General features: G+C 59.4%; 14 protein-coding genes. 4 read left to right on the top strand and 10 right to left on the bottom strand.

Going from position 1 to position 14,937, the window contains the following annotated elements; genetic code table 11:
• Positions 1-78: 78 nt before the first annotated feature.
• The 3 genes from IF654_RS03990 to IF654_RS03980 form a co-directional block, all read right to left on the bottom strand.
• Positions 79-2,859, bottom strand: a complete 2,781-nt coding sequence (locus tag IF654_RS03990; protein ID WP_194862748.1) for a TonB-dependent receptor — start codon at positions 2,857-2,859, stop codon at positions 79-81.
• A gap of 176 nt (positions 2,860-3,035) precedes the next feature.
• Entirely contained in the window at positions 3,036-4,052 is a 1,017-nt protein-coding gene (locus IF654_RS03985; protein ID WP_047283098.1) for a FecR family protein, read from the bottom strand.
• Between the two features lie 86 nt (positions 4,053-4,138).
• The gene (locus IF654_RS03980; protein WP_047273542.1) at positions 4,139-4,645 is read right to left on the bottom strand and encodes an RNA polymerase sigma factor; all 507 of its coding nucleotides are present in this window, start codon (positions 4,643-4,645) and stop codon (positions 4,139-4,141) included.
• 226 nt (positions 4,646-4,871) lie between these two features.
• Here IF654_RS03980 and ypfJ point away from each other — a divergent pair, with 226 nt between their 5' ends.
• Positions 4,872-5,762, top strand: a complete 891-nt coding sequence (ypfJ, locus tag IF654_RS03975; protein ID WP_047273541.1) for a KPN_02809 family neutral zinc metallopeptidase — start codon at positions 4,872-4,874, stop codon at positions 5,760-5,762.
• Positions 5,763-5,817: 55 nt separating this feature from the next.
• Here the strand turns inward: ypfJ and IF654_RS03970 are convergent, their stop codons facing one another.
• The 3 genes from IF654_RS03970 to IF654_RS03960 form a co-directional block, all read right to left on the bottom strand.
• Complete coding sequence (locus IF654_RS03970; protein ID WP_047283099.1) at positions 5,818-6,408, bottom strand: HAD family hydrolase; 591 nt, start codon at positions 6,406-6,408, stop codon at positions 5,818-5,820.
• Positions 6,405-7,274, bottom strand: a complete 870-nt coding sequence (locus tag IF654_RS03965) for an acyl-CoA thioesterase (protein WP_047273539.1) — start codon at positions 7,272-7,274, stop codon at positions 6,405-6,407. Before IF654_RS03965 ends, IF654_RS03970 begins: the two co-directional genes overlap by 4 nt.
• Before the next feature lie 106 nt (positions 7,275-7,380).
• Positions 7,381-7,950, bottom strand: a complete 570-nt coding sequence (locus IF654_RS03960) for a GNAT family N-acetyltransferase (protein ID WP_047273538.1) — start codon at positions 7,948-7,950, stop codon at positions 7,381-7,383.
• Between the two features lie 91 nt (positions 7,951-8,041).
• Here IF654_RS03960 and IF654_RS03955 point away from each other — a divergent pair, with 91 nt between their 5' ends.
• Positions 8,042-8,962 (top strand): histone deacetylase family protein, encoded by a 921-nt coding sequence (locus IF654_RS03955; RefSeq protein WP_047273537.1) that lies wholly within the window; start codon positions 8,042-8,044, stop codon positions 8,960-8,962.
• Between the two features lie 285 nt (positions 8,963-9,247).
• Positions 9,248-10,489 (top strand): TIGR03862 family flavoprotein, encoded by a 1,242-nt coding sequence (locus IF654_RS03950; protein ID WP_094987452.1) that lies wholly within the window; start codon positions 9,248-9,250, stop codon positions 10,487-10,489.
• A 43-nt stretch (positions 10,490-10,532) separates the two neighbouring features.
• Here IF654_RS03950 and IF654_RS03945 read toward each other — a convergent pair whose 3' ends face one another.
• The 4 genes from IF654_RS03945 to IF654_RS03930 all read right to left on the bottom strand — a co-directional run bounded on the left by IF654_RS03945 (position 10,533) and on the right by IF654_RS03930 (position 14,067).
• Positions 10,533-11,867, bottom strand: a complete 1,335-nt coding sequence (locus tag IF654_RS03945) for a DEAD/DEAH box helicase (protein ID WP_047273535.1) — start codon at positions 11,865-11,867, stop codon at positions 10,533-10,535.
• 67 nt (positions 11,868-11,934) lie between these two features.
• Complete coding sequence (gene yedA, locus IF654_RS03940; RefSeq protein ID WP_047279099.1) at positions 11,935-12,825, bottom strand: drug/metabolite exporter YedA; 891 nt, start codon at positions 12,823-12,825, stop codon at positions 11,935-11,937.
• A gap of 125 nt (positions 12,826-12,950) precedes the next feature.
• On the bottom strand, positions 12,951-13,562 hold the full coding sequence (locus IF654_RS03935) for a 3'-5' exonuclease (protein ID WP_194862749.1): 612 nt from the start codon (positions 13,560-13,562) through the stop codon (positions 12,951-12,953).
• Between the two features lie 28 nt (positions 13,563-13,590).
• Entirely contained in the window at positions 13,591-14,067 is a 477-nt protein-coding gene (locus tag IF654_RS03930; protein ID WP_047279101.1) for an NYN domain-containing protein, read from the bottom strand.
• 208 nt (positions 14,068-14,275) lie between these two features.
• Between IF654_RS03930 and IF654_RS03925 the strand changes: the two genes are divergently transcribed.
• The gene (locus IF654_RS03925; protein WP_070414386.1) at positions 14,276-14,935 is read left to right on the top strand and encodes a YciC family protein; all 660 of its coding nucleotides are present in this window, start codon (positions 14,276-14,278) and stop codon (positions 14,933-14,935) included.
• Positions 14,936-14,937: the final 2 nt, after the last annotated feature.

Genomic DNA, 14,937 nt, shown 5'->3' with positions numbered 1-14,937 from the left:
ATGGACAGTTAATAACGCTGCGCACACACGCGCACTTTCACTCGAAATGAGCAAACCTTTAAAAACTCAGGGCATCACTTAGAACTTATATTCGAGCATTCCGCTGAGCGTGCGCCCGCGCGCGAGGCTCACATTATTGGCGTCGCCCATGGCCACGAAATAGGCTTCGTCAGTGGCGTTTTCCAATACCAGTGTCAGGTTCAACGCATCGGTTGCCCAATAACTGGCATACAGGTCATACACGCTGTACTTGGGCCACGTCGCTTGTTCCAGGCTCTGATAGTTATGGGTATTGATATCTGAACCGTTGCCGGGGCTATAACGCAAACGGACACCGGTATCCAGACGACGCTCAAGAAACCGTGCGCCGACCGTTAAAGAGCCGCGGTCAGCTGGCATGTAAGCCGCCGCGCCCATGACCCCGCCGCAACTGACTTTATTATTACGCTCGTCATTATCCAGCCATTCCGTTTCGTGCACGGCACGTAAGCTCCAGCGCCCGTTAGGCAATTGAAACCGTTCATAGCCACTTTTTAATTTTTTACCGGTTTTTTTGGCGCCACCCATAAAGTAATCTTTCGAACAAAAATCGTTACTACCGATCATGTGCGTATAACTGAAGTTGGTATACATGCGCCCCATGTCGTAGTTGAGTTGATATTCAACGCCTCGGAAACGTGTATCGCTCAAACTGTTAACGTAGGCCAAATCACCAAAATTACCCGTGGCCGTTTCTTCCGGCAACATGATGCCGTACTGCATGAATGAAAAGTTCTTGATGCGGTTATCAAAGTACGAAACTTTCATACCGAGACGGTCATTATTAAAAAACAATGATTCTTTAAAAATGTTGAATCCGACTTCCCAATCCCGAGATTCTTCAGGCTTCAGGAACGGGTTAGGAAATACCCGTTCAGGTGCATTGCCGCCGTGAGGTCGTCCGGTCATGAAGACTTCTGTCACGGCGGGCGGGCGCCAGCCTTTACCCCAGTGGGTGTAGAGCTGCAACCAGTCCACCCCCGGTTTGACCGCGAGACCGAAGGTGGGTGAAAACTTGCCGTCCGTACGATCAATGTCATAAAGGTCTTCTGTCCGAACGGCCGGACCGCTGCCGATCACATCGACCCCGTTTTCGTGACGGATGACTTTTTTGCGATACAAGGTCATGCCGGTTTCGCCTTCTAGCCGGTAGCGGTCATAACGCAGCCCCCCACTGACTGTCAGCCAGCCGTCATAGTCGTATTGCAGATGACTGAAAAGGCTGGCCATGCTGCGCTTGCCCGCAGGGTCCGCACCTTCGATGTAAGGCAACGTTGACTCGTTTTTGGCAGAGACTTTGTGGGTCTTGGGTTTGAACGTGTCCTGATACATCTCCAGGCCATACGTCCAATTCAACTGACCCCACGTGTCGAAATTAAACAGCGAGGTATTTTGTGCTTGCAGCCCCCATGTGTCGGTACGGAAACGATCCTTGTACGCATCGAATGCGTTGTCGGCGGTCGCCATATGCCGTGCATTCGCACGTTCCAGCTCTGTGCTGACGAAATACAGCTTGCTCTTGAAATCAATCAGCTCGTTATCCGGGTTGTAGCTGTAGTCAACGGCGTAGTTGGCAGTGCCCAGATTGTTTTTACTGTGGCGCACATAGTCGTAACTCTTCTGACCCGGGGTGGCGTAGGTCCACGAATCATTACTGTCGCTGTCGGTGTTCAAGTAGCTCAGTTGTACCCGCTGATCATTGGGCAGATTGAGCCCGAACTTGACCATTTGTGAGCGTGTCACACTACCCGCATCGCCCACTTCGCTGTTCAACCAGTCGTTCCAGGCTTCACGCCTGTATTTTTTGACCCGGATTGAATCCCCCAGGTTGTCCGCATTCTGTCTTCCGCTGCGGTAATTGCCAAAATGGCGCTCGCTATACGCAAACAACGCATCGCCAATGTCATTACCGAATGCGAACACGCCGCCGCCATTGAAATAGGTGCCATTACCCATTTCGCCCAGGCCACTGCCCGCACGAACACGGCCGCCAAATGATTTGCCGTCCTTGAGAAATTCGCTGGCTTCCAGCGTTTTGAAGGTGGCAATCCCGCCGAGTACCGCCGCACCGCCCATACCCGATTGCGAGCCTTTTTCAATCTCGATGCTGGAGATCATTTCCGGATCGATCAACATCACTCCATTGCGATGTTGATGACCATTAACGTTGAAGTTCTGACGCATACCGTCAACGTTCATGTTGACGCGGCCGTAGTCCTGCAGGCCGCGGATGTTCACTGATAACCCCGGATCGCGTTGATCCACTGCCGTGTACACACCGGGCGTTTCTTCCAGCATGTCAGCGGCGTGACGTGGCGCACGTTTACTGATTTGCTCGCCGGTGATGACGGAAACCGCTTCAGGCGTCTGATACACCCAGTCAGCGCTATTGCCTTCTGCCTCACTGGCAGAAATAGAGGTGGTGCCCAGGGCCAGCGCGCCGGTGGGGTTGCCGTCCACCCGGGTCAGGGTGACTTGGCGCTCGCCCGTGAAGCGGTATTCAATCGGGTTGCTGCCTACCAGTCGCGCCAGGCCTTCCTGTACCCCGAAGTCGCCTTTGAGTGCCGGGGCATGCAGACCTTGCAGCAGGTGGCTGTCGAACAGCACTTGCAGACCGGCCTGCTCGGCAAATTGCAGTACTGCTTTGTCCAGCGGCTGGGCCGGAATATGAAACGCAATGAACGTTTGCTGCACTGCGCTCTCGGTTTTTGAAGCCGCCTGAGCAGGCACCTGCGCTGCCAACAACGCGAACACACCGACATGAACTGCAAAGGCTAACCGGCTGGCGGCCCCTACCCCTTTGCGCTGATTGAACACCATTCTTGTTATCCCCAAACGTGCACGATTTGCATTGCGAATGAATCTCAATAGCAAGACGTGCGAGCAGGGAAAACTCAGTAAGGCTTTTTGCGATTAATGTTCAAAAAGGTAAAACGGGGCTGCGATTCGCTGATGGCTCGCAGCCCCGTGTTGCCGGTCAATGGCAGCATCACCGGTCAATAAATCAGGGTGACCCCGGCCAGTTCGACGCGTTTGATGTGCAGTTCGCGGGTGAGGGTGTGCAGCGCGCCATCGAGCATTTCAAGGCGGAAAACACCGCTGACCTGCCGACTGGCCAATGCCGGGTTGGCCAGTACGACCTGGCCGGGGCGATAGCGGTTGAGCTGCTCAAGCACTTGGTCCAGCGGCTGGCGGTCAAATACCAGCACGCCCCGGCGCCAAGCGGTGGCTGAACTCAGGTCAAAGCCCGGCAACAGCTGCACGCCGCGCTGTGGGGTATAGCGCGCACTTTGGCCTTCTTTGAGCACCTGTTGCGCGGCGCCCCCGTTGGGTGGCGATTGCACGCTGACCGCCACGCTGTGTTGCAAAACGCCGACCCAGGCCTGATCCGCGCCTTGGCGCCCGACAACAAACTGGGTGCCCAGGGCCTGGGTCTGCCCCCCCGCACTTTGCACCACGAACGGTCGGGTTTCGGCCTCGCCCATGGGCGCAACGTCAAACACGGCGGAACCGGCCAGCAAGCTGATGCGCCGCTCGTGGGTGTCGTAGTCAATGCGAATGGCACTCGACGCATCCAGTTCCACCGAGCTGCCGTCATCCAGCTGCACAGTGCGCAACTCGCCCGTGCCGGTTCGATAGTCAGCCTGCATCTGCACCAGCAGGTTCGGCCCGCCGACCCACGCCACTGCCAGCACCATGCAAACTGCCGCCGCGCGCCCTACCCAGCGCAACGGCCGACGGCGTCGAGTGACGGGCGCAGGCCGGGCACACGGCGACTCGGGCCTTAAACGGTGAGCCTCGGGCTTGAGTGCGTGCGGTTCCAGCGCCAATTCTCCCAGCGCCGCCCATGTCTGCTGCGCAAACTGCAGCGCAGGCCCATGACGCTCATCACACGCCAGCCACTGCGCCAAGTGCGCCTGCGCCTCGTCACTCAACGGGCCCGCGTGCAGACGCACCGCCCACTCGGCGGCCGCCTGCGTAATGATCTGCTGCTCGGGGCCTTGGCTATTCACGTATGAATCTCAAATTCTCGTTAGGTATAGGCAGTGACGTCTTGCGTGAAGATTTTCAGTAAGCCATTCGTCGATAGGTAGGAATATTACTGCTCCGGCGTCTGCAGACGCTGCATGACATAAGCCAAGGCTTTGGACAGATGCTTTTGCACTGAGCTATCAGAGATTTCAAGGTGACGCGCCACTTCAGCGTGGGTCATGCCTTCGATCCGGTTGAGTCGAAATATTTCCTGAGTTCGCTCGGGCAGTTCGCAAAGCGCCTGCTTCAAGGCTTTGCGCTGTTGCTCGGCCATTGCCTGGGCCTCCAGCCCTGCCATTTCATCCTCAATTTCAGCCAAGGCTTCATGGCTTACCGAGTCTGTTTTTCGACGGGTTTCCTGACGGATGTGGTCCACCAGCAGGTTGCGCGCCGTGCGGTAAAGGTAACCGGGAGAGTTGTCGATTTTCGCTTTTCGTCCATGCTCAACCATACGCAGGAAGCTTTCCTGCACCAGATCGGCAGCGAGCTGTGGGTCACGTACCTTGCGCGCCAAGTACCCGCGCAGGGTGCTGGCATGCTTGAGGAACAAGCCCTTGAGATCCATATCCGACAAACCGACTCCCTGGAGCATGAAGGAAAGGGGGCGTCATCTTACTTTTTGTCGAGAATGATTTTCAATTGATATTCAGTTGCACTGCCGTCGCCCTGAACTTATCACGGCGACGTCATCGCACTAAGTGCCACACTTCGCGGTCACTGCAAGGGCGTCTGACGACCGGGCTGGCGCAGCACCCCGTCAGCAACAACACTTATGAACAAGATTGATAGAGGACACCTCCATGCTGTGGAAAAAAGGCCGGCGTAGCGACAACGTTGAAGACGTGCGCGATCAAAGCACCGGAAGCGGCGGGATGCGTATTGGGGGCGGTAAAGGCTTGAGCCTGATGGCCGTGGTGGTCATCGTCGGTTTCGGCCTGCTGACCGGGCAGGACCCGATGCAAATTCTTGGGCAATTGAGCGGCCAGTTAACCGAGCAATCATCGCCGCAGGTCTCGCAACAAACCGGTCATGCGCCACCGGCCAACGATCAACAAGCCGAGTTCGTGCGTGCCGTGCTGGGCGATACCGAAGACACCTGGCGTCAGGTCTTTCAGCAGTCCGGTCGCACTTATAAAGACCCGACATTGGTGCTGTTCAGTGGCCAGATCAACTCGGCGTGTGGCTTCGCCTCTTCTGCCAGCGGCCCTTTTTACTGCCCGGCCGACCAGAAAGTGTACCTGGACATGAGCTTTTTCCAGGAGATGGCTCAGCGCTTTCAGGCCGCAGGTGATTTTGCCCAGGCGTATGTGATTGCCCATGAAGTCGGTCATCACGTGCAAACGTTGTTGGGGGTGTCGTCAAAAATGCAAATGGCCCGCCAGCAAGGCAAACCCATGAAAGGCGATGGCGGTTTGCTGGTCCGTCAGGAGTTACAAGCGGACTGTCTGGCAGGCGTGTGGGCCAGCGTTGCGCAAAAACGCTTGAACTGGCTGGAGCCGGGAGACATTGAGGAAGCGCTCAACGCGGCAAACGCCATTGGTGATGACCGCTTGCAGCAACAAGGCCAGGGTCGCGTGGTGCCGGACTCCTTTACCCACGGCACTTCGGCGCAACGGGTGAAGTGGTTCAAGACCGGCTTTGCACAGGGCGATATCAATCAGTGCGACACCTTCTCCGCTGCCCGCCTGTAACTGCCGGGCCGCGGGATGCCAGGGCTGATCGCCCTGGCATCAGGTCGCCCGCTAATCAGGCCACGAGGCGCCGCAATTCAAAACAATCCCTGGCATGCCAGTCGGCCAGACCGGGCCACGGGTTTTCAGGGACATTGACCAGCACCGTCTTGCTGCCCGCAGCACGCCCGCATTCAAGGTCAAAACGGAAATCCCCCACCATCACCATTTGCGTAGGTTCAACGCCCCACGCCTTGGCCAGTTTCAGCAGGCCATCCGGGTCGGGCTTGTGGGCCGCGTTGTCACGTCCCAACACATCGTCGGGAGCAAAACAATGATCCAGACCAATGGCCTTCAGGGTGATTTGCGCCAGCTCCTGAGCGTTTCGGGTCAAAATCCCCAAGCGCACGCCCCGCTCGGCCAGGTCAAGAATCAACTCGACCGCCCCGGGCGCCGGGGTGGAAGCCAGCGCCAGCTCGCGCTCATGCTCCAGCAGCCAGGCATGCTTGGCGGCCGACTCGGCGGCCGGTAAACCGGCGAGGTGGGTGAGGATGTCTTCATCGTCCGGGATGGACAGTTCACGATGAATCAGCTTGAAGTCATGCACCGCTACAGTCAGCGTGCCGTCCATGTCGAACACCCAATGCTTTACGTCTTTTAGCGTCATGCCCAGTCCTTGCGATGGCGAATTAAACCTTCCTGAGTGACCGACGCCACCAACTGCCCGGCGCGGTTATACACACTGCCACGGGAGAACCCGCGAGAATTGCCAGCCCACGGGCTGTCCATGGCGTACAGCAACCAGTCGTCAGCGCGCAGATCGGCGTGGAACCACAGGGCGTGGTCGAGACTGGCCACTTGCATATCTTTTTGCCAGACGCCTTTGCCGTGAGGCAGCAGCGAAGTCGTGAGCAAGCCGAAGTCCGAAGCGTAGGCCAGCAGGTACTTGTGCAGCGCGGGCGTGTCGGCCAGCGCGCCGTCTGCGCGAAACCAGACGTATTTGATCGGGTCGCTGACCTTGGGGTTGAACGGGTCTTCCCCCACCACCGGCCGAAATTCGATGGGCTTGGCACACAGCAGTTTTTCGCGCATGGCCTCGGGAATCAGGTGCGCGCGCTGACGAATAAGGTCCAGCTCGGAAGGCAGATTTTCCGGGCCGACCACATCGGGCATCGGGATCTGGTGCTCAAACCCGCCTTCGTCATATTGAAACGATGCGCTACAGGTAAAAATCGGTTGGCCCTTCTGGATCGCGGTCACCCGACGGGTGCTGAAACTGCCGCCATCACGCACGCGGTCGACTTGATACACCACGGCCAGCCCGGCATCGCCGGGCCGCAGAAAGTAACCATGCATCGAATGCACATGCCGGGCGTCTTCAACCGTCTGGCTCATGGCGGACAGCGATTGACCGAGCACCTGACCGCCGAACAACTGGCGAAAGCCCAAGTCCTGACTGCGGCCGCGAAAGAGGTTCTCTTCGATCGGTTCCAGGGTCAGCAAATTGACCAGATCATCCAACACTTGGCTCATTCAGTTTTTCCTCACACAGAGCAATACCGGCGCAATCTTCGCTGCGACGGCCACACAAAATTCGGCACTCGCCGCTTAACCTACAACTTGAACGTCATTTGCCTGCTTATCCGTGCAGCGTTTCCAACCATTGCGCCCGACTGATCCGATACAGCACGTGGGGGCGCAAGGGATGGCCCTCGGGGATCTTCGGGTGTTCAAAATCACCCGCCAGATCACGCTGCATGCCGATGGCCTGCATCACTTTCTGCGAGGGCAGATTGGCCTCGGTGGTAAAGGACACCACTTGATCCAGCGCCAGCCGGTCAAAGGCACAGCGCAACACCGCCCACGCAGCTTCACTGGCGTAACCCAACCCCCAATGCTCGGGCGCCAGGCGCCAGCCAATCTCGACAGCAGGGGTGAACGGTGCGTCGAATCCGACATTCAATAAACCGGTAAAACCAATAAACGCACCGCTGTCCTTACGCTCCAGAGCCCACAGTCCGTAGCCATATTCAGCGAAGTGGCCGCGAACACGGCCGATCAGCGCGGCGCTTTCGAGGCGGCTCAACAGTCCCGGAAAATAGCGCATGACCCGCGGGTCGGCGCACATGGCGGCAAACGCTGCCAAATCCGTGTCTCGCCACGGGCGCAGGCGAAGACGGGCACTTTCGAGTTCCTGAATTTGCTCCATCAAACCCCTCCGATTTATTACCGGGCTTTTCATGTGTCGGGCAGTGTACCGCGCTGTTAAGATCCGGCGCTCGTTCCGACGTGAAATCCCCATGCCTTTACCGCTGATTTATCACGATGACTACAGCCCGGCGTTCCCGCCCGAGCATCGTTTCCCGATGGATAAATTCCGCTTGTTGCGCGACCACCTGGTGGAAACCGGGCTAACCCGGGACGCCGACCTGCTTCGCCCCGCGCTGTGCCCTGTGGATATCCTCGCCCTTGCCCATGATCCGGCGTACATCGAGCGCTACATGGCGGGCGAACTGGCCCGTGAAGACCAGCGGCGTCTGGGCCTGCCCTGGAGCGAAGCCCTGGCGCGGCGCACCATTCGCGCCGTCGGCGGCTCTCTGCTCGCCGCCGAGCAGGCATTGAGCCACGGGCTGGCCTGCCACTTGGCCGGCGGCACCCATCACGCCCACTACGACCACCCGGCGGGCTTTTGCATCTTCAATGATCTGGCGGTCATCAGCCGTTACTTGCTCGAAAGCGGACGTGTCAGTCGCGTGCTGATTTTTGACTGCGACGTGCATCAGGGTGATGGCACGGCGCGCATTCTGGACACTACGCCGGAGGCGGTGACCGTTTCGCTGCACTGCGAAAAAAACTTTCCGGCGCGCAAGGCGCAAAGCGACTGGGACATCGGCCTGCCCATGGGTATGGGCGATGCCGCCTATTTGCAAGTGGTGGATGAAGCGCTGAATTACTTGCTGCCGCTGTACCAGCCGGATTTGGTGTTGTACGACGCCGGGGTCGATGTGCACCAGGACGACGCGCTGGGGTACTTGAAACTGACAGACGCAGGCGTGGCCGCACGTGATGAAGCCGTGATGCGGCATTGTCTGGGCCGGGACATACCGGTGGTCGGGGTGATCGGCGGGGGCTACAGCAAAGACCGCAAGGCGCTGGCGCGCCGTCATGGGATTCTGCACCACAGCGCGCACAAGGTCTGGTGCGCAATGGGCTGCGATTAATTACCCACAATGCCTGTGGAACCGCTTGTGGATAACCTGAGTGAAAGCCCTTGCAGGCCATACAGAACGTGGCCTGCAAGGCGCTGTGTGTTTTTCGTACAGATGCAGTCGTGATGCCCGTTTTGGGGGGGCGGGAAGCGCTAGACCAGAGGCTTGAACCGTGACGTCGCCGGACGTGAAGTGTGAGCGTTGAACGGGCGTACACCGCCCCCTTGCTCGGCAGCGACTACGGGTTGGCGCAGTCAGGTAGAATGCGCCGCTTATTTCGCCGATTTGCAGCTTGCCATGACTGACGCCCTCACTCCCCTTCCCCCTCATGTCGCCATCATTGGCGGAGGCCCAGCGGGCCTTATGGCCGCTGAAGTGCTGAGTCAGGCGGGTGTGCGAGTCGATCTGTATGACGCCATGCCGTCGGTCGGGCGCAAGTTTTTACTGGCTGGGGTCGGGGGCATGAACATCACGCACTCTGAAGCGTATCCCGCCTTCCTGTCGCGCTATGCCGAACGGGCGCCCCAGATTGCGCCCCTGTTGCGTGCCTTTGATGCCGATGCGCTGTGCCGCTGGATTCACGATCTGGGCATCGAGACCTTCGTTGGCAGCTCGGGCCGGGTGTTCCCCACCGACATGAAAGCCGCGCCGCTTTTACGCGCCTGGCTCAAGCGGTTGCGCGAGTCCGGCGTGGTTATCCACACCCGCCATCGCTGGTTGGGCTGGCGAGCCGATGGCGCATTGCGCATCGACAGCCCGGAAGGCGAAAAACACCTCACCCCCGACGCAACCGTCTTGGCGCTGGGGGGCGGCAGTTGGGCGCGGCTGGGGTCCGACGGGGCGTGGATGCCGCTGCTCGCTGAACGCGGGGTCTCGCTGGCAGCCCTGCAACCGAGCAACTGCGGGTTTGATGTCACAGGCTGGAGCGAGGTACTGCGCACCAAATTTGCCGGTGCACCGCTAAAAAATATCGCCATTGCACTGGAGCATCACAACCCGCGCTTGGGTGAATGCGTGATCACGGCCAGTGGCATCGAAGGCAGCCTGATTTACGCGTGGTCGGCGCCGATTCGAGAAGCGATCAACCGGCAAGGGGCTGCCACGATTCTGATCGACCTGTTGCCGGGCAAGGCTGTGGATAACGTGGCAAAGGCGCTCGCCAAACCCCGTGGCTCACGCTCGATGAGCAAACATCTGCACAGCCAGTTGGGCCTGGACGGCGTGAAAGCCGCGCTGCTGCGCGAATTGGCGCCCGCTGAATATTTCGCAGACCCGGCGCTGCTGGCCCGCGCCATCAAAGCGTTGCCGTTGCAGTTGATTAAGCCACGTCCGCTGGACGAGGCCATCAGCAGTGCGGGCGGTGTGACCTTTGAAGCGCTGGACGAACACTTGATGCTCAAACCGTTGCCGGGGGTGTTCTGCGCAGGCGAGATGCTGGACTGGGAAGCGCCAACAGGCGGCTATTTGCTCACCGGCTGTTTCGCCAGTGGCCGCGCCGCCGGGTTGGGGGTTTTAAGCTGGCTGCACCCTCAGGCCTGATTCAAAACCGCTACCCGCCAGCGCACGGTAGCGGTTAAAAACCTTACTTGCGTTTACGCGGGCCGGTGTTGAACACGGGCACTTTACGCACAGGCTTGACTGAGGGTTCAGCCGGGGCCACTTCGCCGCTGTCGACCCATTTGCCCAGGTTACGTTTACCGCCACCGCCGGACGTTTTGGGCTTTTTAGGCTTCTTCGGCTTTTTGATCACCTGACCCGAGGCGTCGGTTTCGGGCACGCGGTGCTCTGGCTCGAAGTCCTGTTCTTCATGGCGCGGCAGCGTTTGACGAGTCAGCATCTCAATGGCCGAAAGCATGTTCACCTCATCGGCGCACACCAGCGAAATCGCCTCGCCCTTCTGACCGGCGCGACCCGTACGGCCAATGCGGTGGATGTAGTCCTCGGCCACGATTGGCAGGTCGAAGTTGACCACCAGCGGCAAGTCTTCAATGTCCAGACCACGGGCCGCGACATCGGTGGCCACAAGAATCTGCACTTCACTGGCCTTGAAACGATCCAGCGCGCGTTGGCGCGTGGCCTGCGGTTTGTCGCCATGGATGCCGTCAGCGTTGATGCCCAGCGCTTGCAGCTTGCCCACCAGGTCATCCACGCCATTGCGGGTTTTGGCGAACACCAGCACCTGCTTCCAGCGCTGAGTGCGCAACAAATGCAGGAACAGCTCGGCCTTGCGCTTCTTGTCGACCGGGATAACCCACTGCTTGACGCTGCTGGCCGCGACGTTGCGCGGGCTGACTTCAATGCTCAGCGGGTTGTCGAGCATTTGCTCGCCCAGCGCGCGGATCGCATCCGAGAACGTGGCCGAGAACAGCAAGGTCTGACGCTTTTTCGGCAAGGCGCGGTAGATGTCGCGCAGTTCTTCGCTGAAACCCAGGTCGAGCATGCGATCGGCTTCGTCCAGGATCAGGGTTTGCAGCTGGTTGAACTTGATCGCTTTCTGGCGATACAGGTCAAGCAGGCGACCCGGCGTGGCTACCAGCACATCAACGCCTTTGCGCATTTTCATCATTTGCGGGTTGATGCTGACGCCGCCGTACACCGCGTAGGTGCTCAACGGCAGGTGTTCGGCGTACTGGCGAATGCTTTCGTGAACCTGCTCGGCCAGCTCACGGGTCGGCACCAGCACCAGCGCACGCACGGAGTTGCTGGCGACTTTCGGGCCTTCCATGGTCAGCGACTGCAACAGCGGCAGGGCAAAACCGCCGGTTTTACCGGTGCCGGTCTGGGCGGCGGCCATCAGGTCGCGGCCCGCCAGCACGGCGGGGATGGCTTGGGCCTGAACCGGGGTCGGGGTCTGGTAGCCGAGCGTCTCAAGGGCGCGCAGCAAGGGTTCGATCAGGCCAAGGGAGGCGAATGTCATGGGGATACCGTCGAAAAAGGTCAGCGCGTGGGTGCAGAGGTTGCAATGGCGCGCAGTTTACCCTAATTCAGACGGGTTTCTGCTTGCGCCACTGCGGTAACCCGATCAACACCACCGCACTGATGATGACCGCCATCGCCAGGCACTCTTCAAAACCGATGGTCTCGCCCGCAAAGGCAATGCCAAGCATCACCGCCACGGCCGGATTGACGTAGGCGTAGCTGGTGGCGGCTGCCGGGCGTACGTTTTTAAGCAAATACATGTAGGCACTGAACGCGATGATGGAGCCGAAAAACACCAGATACAGCAAGGCACCCCAACCGGCGGCTGTCGGCATTTGCGTCAAACGCTCGCCGCTCAACAGGCTGCCGATGAGCAACACAGCGCCCGCCGTGAGCATTTCCGCAGCGCTGGCCATTGGCCCGGCCGGCAGTGGCAAGTGACGGCTCCAGACGGAACCGAAGGCCCAGGCCGCCGCCGCAAACAGGATCATGGCCGCACCGAGCGGGCTGGCTTGCAGGTTGGAGCCGAGGTTGAGCATGGCAATACCGATCAGCCCGAGCACAATCCCCGCCCACTCCAGCCGCGTATTGCGCGCGCCCCAGAAATAGCCGAACAGCAACGTGAACAACGGCACAGTGGCCACGGCCAACGCCGCTACCCCCGACGCCACGCCCGAGTGCTCGGCCAGGGTCACGCCGCCATTGCCGCAGGCCAACAGCAGAAAGCCGATCATCGCCGCCGAACGCCACTGCACCCACGTGGGCGCAGGCGACCCGCGCCAGCGCATGAACGCATACATCAAGCTGCCCGCCACGAGGAAACGCACCCCGGCCATCATCAGCGGCGGCCAGGACTCAATGCCGATACGGATCACCAGATAAGTCGACCCCCAAATCACGTACAACGCGAAAAAAGCACCGATCAATTGCAACGGGAAACGACGTGCGGCAGGCATGGTTCAGCTCAAAGGCAAAGGCAGGGGATCTGGAAGTCTAGACATCGGAGCCGTGCAACAGAAGTAACAGATTGCATCAAAAGCGGCCGTACACTTTTTGCCGCCATGGGGGCGCTACATGAGCGTCAGAAACCCCGGTAACGCTTGAGGTGTTCGTTGATCTTGCCGGCCGGCACTTTTTGCAAGCTGCACAGCAGGTCATGGTTCAGCTCACGCAGACCATGCTGTTCGCGCAGTTGCCGGGCCAGGTGCGCGGTCAGGTTGGCGGCCATTTCGGCGTCGGCCATCGCCCGGTGCGCCTTGCCGGTGTGAGGCAGGTCAGCGAACGTGGTCAGCGTGCCGAGTTTGTGGTTGGGGGCGGCGGGCATCAAACGCCGCGCCAGCAGCAGCGAACAGGCAAAGTTCTGCAAGCGGGTACGCTTGATGCGGCCCATCTCGAAATCCCAGAACTTTTGGTCGAACGCGGCGTTATGCGCCAGCAACGGGGTGATGCCGACAAACTCGTTGACCTCGTTCATCACCTGCTCGGCCGAAGGCGCGGTGCGCAACATGGCGTTGCTGATACCCGTCAACTGCTCGATAAACCCCGGCACACGCACACCGGCGTTCATCAGGCTCTGGTAACGCTCGACAATGCGCCCCTGCTCCAGAATGACCACGGCAATTTCAGTGGCCCGGCAGGTGCTGCTCGGTGAAATGCCGGTGGTTTCAAAGTCGATGACGGCGATACGTTCCAAACGGGGTCAATCCTGTAAAAAGTGAGCGTTACTTAAGCAGCAAGTTGCCTTCGATCGGCACGTAGCGGGTGGCCGCGCGGATCAAGGAGTTGGCGGTCAGGCCCGGCACGCCGTATGCCACGGTTTCAACCCCGTGCTTGCTGGCAATGCGTTCTAGCAACAGGTCGAAGTCGCCATCGCCGGAGGCCAGCACCACTTCGTCCACATTGGCGGCGGCGTCCATGATGTCGATGGTGATGCCGACGTCCCAGTCGCCTTTGGCCGAGCCGTCACTGCGCTGGATATAAGGCTTGAGCTTCACCGTGAAACCGAGGTTGCGCAGGATTTGCTGAAACTGCTGCTGTTTGCTGTCACCGCGGTCGATGGCGTACGCATAGGCCTCAACAATCTCACCCCGCTGGCTGATATCGGCCCACAGCGCGGCGTAATTGAAATGGCAGCCATACGCCTGGCGAACCGTGTAATAGAGGTTCTGCACATCTGCAAAGACTGCAATTTTTTTCACCGGGACCACCTCAAGGCGTCCAGGCAAATGGGCGCACGACTGAAAACAAGTGCGGCAGTATGCCAGCCCGTGCAGGGTTTGCGTGGATTAACCGCCCGCCGCGCCCGATACGGCGTGCGTCTGACAGCAACTTAGGCACTTGCATTTGCTTGATGCCGGGCTTGATCGGTTAAAGTGGCGCACCGCTTTTGAATGCTGATACCGAACCATGAATCCGCTGACTGTTATTCGTGACGCCCTGTACTTCTTCCAACGCAATCTGGGCCAGATTGTGACGCTGTGCTTGCCGCTGGTGATTCTTGAGGCCGTGCTGCAACAACTGGTCGACCACGCCACGGGGCCGAATGCGTCGCCCGGCTACGGGTTGGTCGTCGGCTTGTTGGTGTACCCGATCTACACGGCGGCCCTGATCCTGTTTCTCGACGCGCGCAGCCGGGGCGAAAGCCCGCGCAACCGTGACCTGCTGGCCCGTGCGCTGCAACTGTGGCCAAAGTTCGCGCTGCTGGCAGCCATCAGCACCTTGCTCATCGTGCTGGGGCTGTCGATGTTTTTTGTCCCCGGCATCTACCTGACCGTCGTGTTTGCGTTCGCCGAATACCAACTGGTGCTGCGCGACGAGCCACCGCTGGCCGCCTTGAAGTCCAGCTTCGAGCTGAGCCGTGGCCACTTCTGGCGCATCTTCGTGTGCATTCTGGCAGTGCTGGGGCCTTTGATGCTGCTCAAGGAAACAGGTTTTTCGGTGTACCCGCCAGCCGAAAACCCGGTGCTGTCACTGGTGCTCGAAAGCATCAACAGCTTCTTGCAGCTGTTTCTATCTGTGGTCCTATTCCGTTTATTTATGCTAATTCGAGAATCTTCTGACAAGTAAAA

Origin of the sequence: Pseudomonas lundensis (assembly GCF_015377145.2) — a bacterium.
Lineage (GTDB): Bacteria > Pseudomonadota > Gammaproteobacteria > Pseudomonadales > Pseudomonadaceae > Aquipseudomonas > Aquipseudomonas lundensis.
Note: the sequence above shows the minus strand (reverse complement) of the source record. Positions and strands in the feature narration are given on the sequence as shown.

What these genes read in the sequence shown, in the direction of transcription:
- IF654_RS03950 (WP_094987452.1), top strand. Translation starts at nt 9,248, where the DNA reads ATGACTGACGCCCTCACTCCCCTTCCCCCTCATGTCGCCATCATTGGC.
- IF654_RS03960 (WP_047273538.1), bottom strand. Translation starts at nt 7,950, where the DNA reads ATGGAGCAAATTCAGGAACTCGAAAGTGCCCGTCTTCGCCTGCGCCCG.
- yedA (WP_047279099.1), bottom strand. Translation starts at nt 12,825, where the DNA reads ATGCCTGCCGCACGTCGTTTCCCGTTGCAATTGATCGGTGCTTTTTTC.
- IF654_RS03955 (WP_047273537.1), top strand. Translation starts at nt 8,042, where the DNA reads ATGCCTTTACCGCTGATTTATCACGATGACTACAGCCCGGCGTTCCCG.
- ypfJ (WP_047273541.1), top strand. Translation starts at nt 4,872, where the DNA reads ATGCTGTGGAAAAAAGGCCGGCGTAGCGACAACGTTGAAGACGTGCGC.
- IF654_RS03925 (WP_070414386.1), top strand. Translation starts at nt 14,276, where the DNA reads ATGAATCCGCTGACTGTTATTCGTGACGCCCTGTACTTCTTCCAACGC.
- IF654_RS03945 (WP_047273535.1), bottom strand. Translation starts at nt 11,867, where the DNA reads ATGACATTCGCCTCCCTTGGCCTGATCGAACCCTTGCTGCGCGCCCTT.
- IF654_RS03970 (WP_047283099.1), bottom strand. Translation starts at nt 6,408, where the DNA reads ATGACGCTAAAAGACGTAAAGCATTGGGTGTTCGACATGGACGGCACG.
- IF654_RS03965 (WP_047273539.1), bottom strand. Translation starts at nt 7,274, where the DNA reads ATGAGCCAAGTGTTGGATGATCTGGTCAATTTGCTGACCCTGGAACCG.
- IF654_RS03990 (WP_194862748.1), bottom strand. Translation starts at nt 2,859, where the DNA reads ATGGTGTTCAATCAGCGCAAAGGGGTAGGGGCCGCCAGCCGGTTAGCC.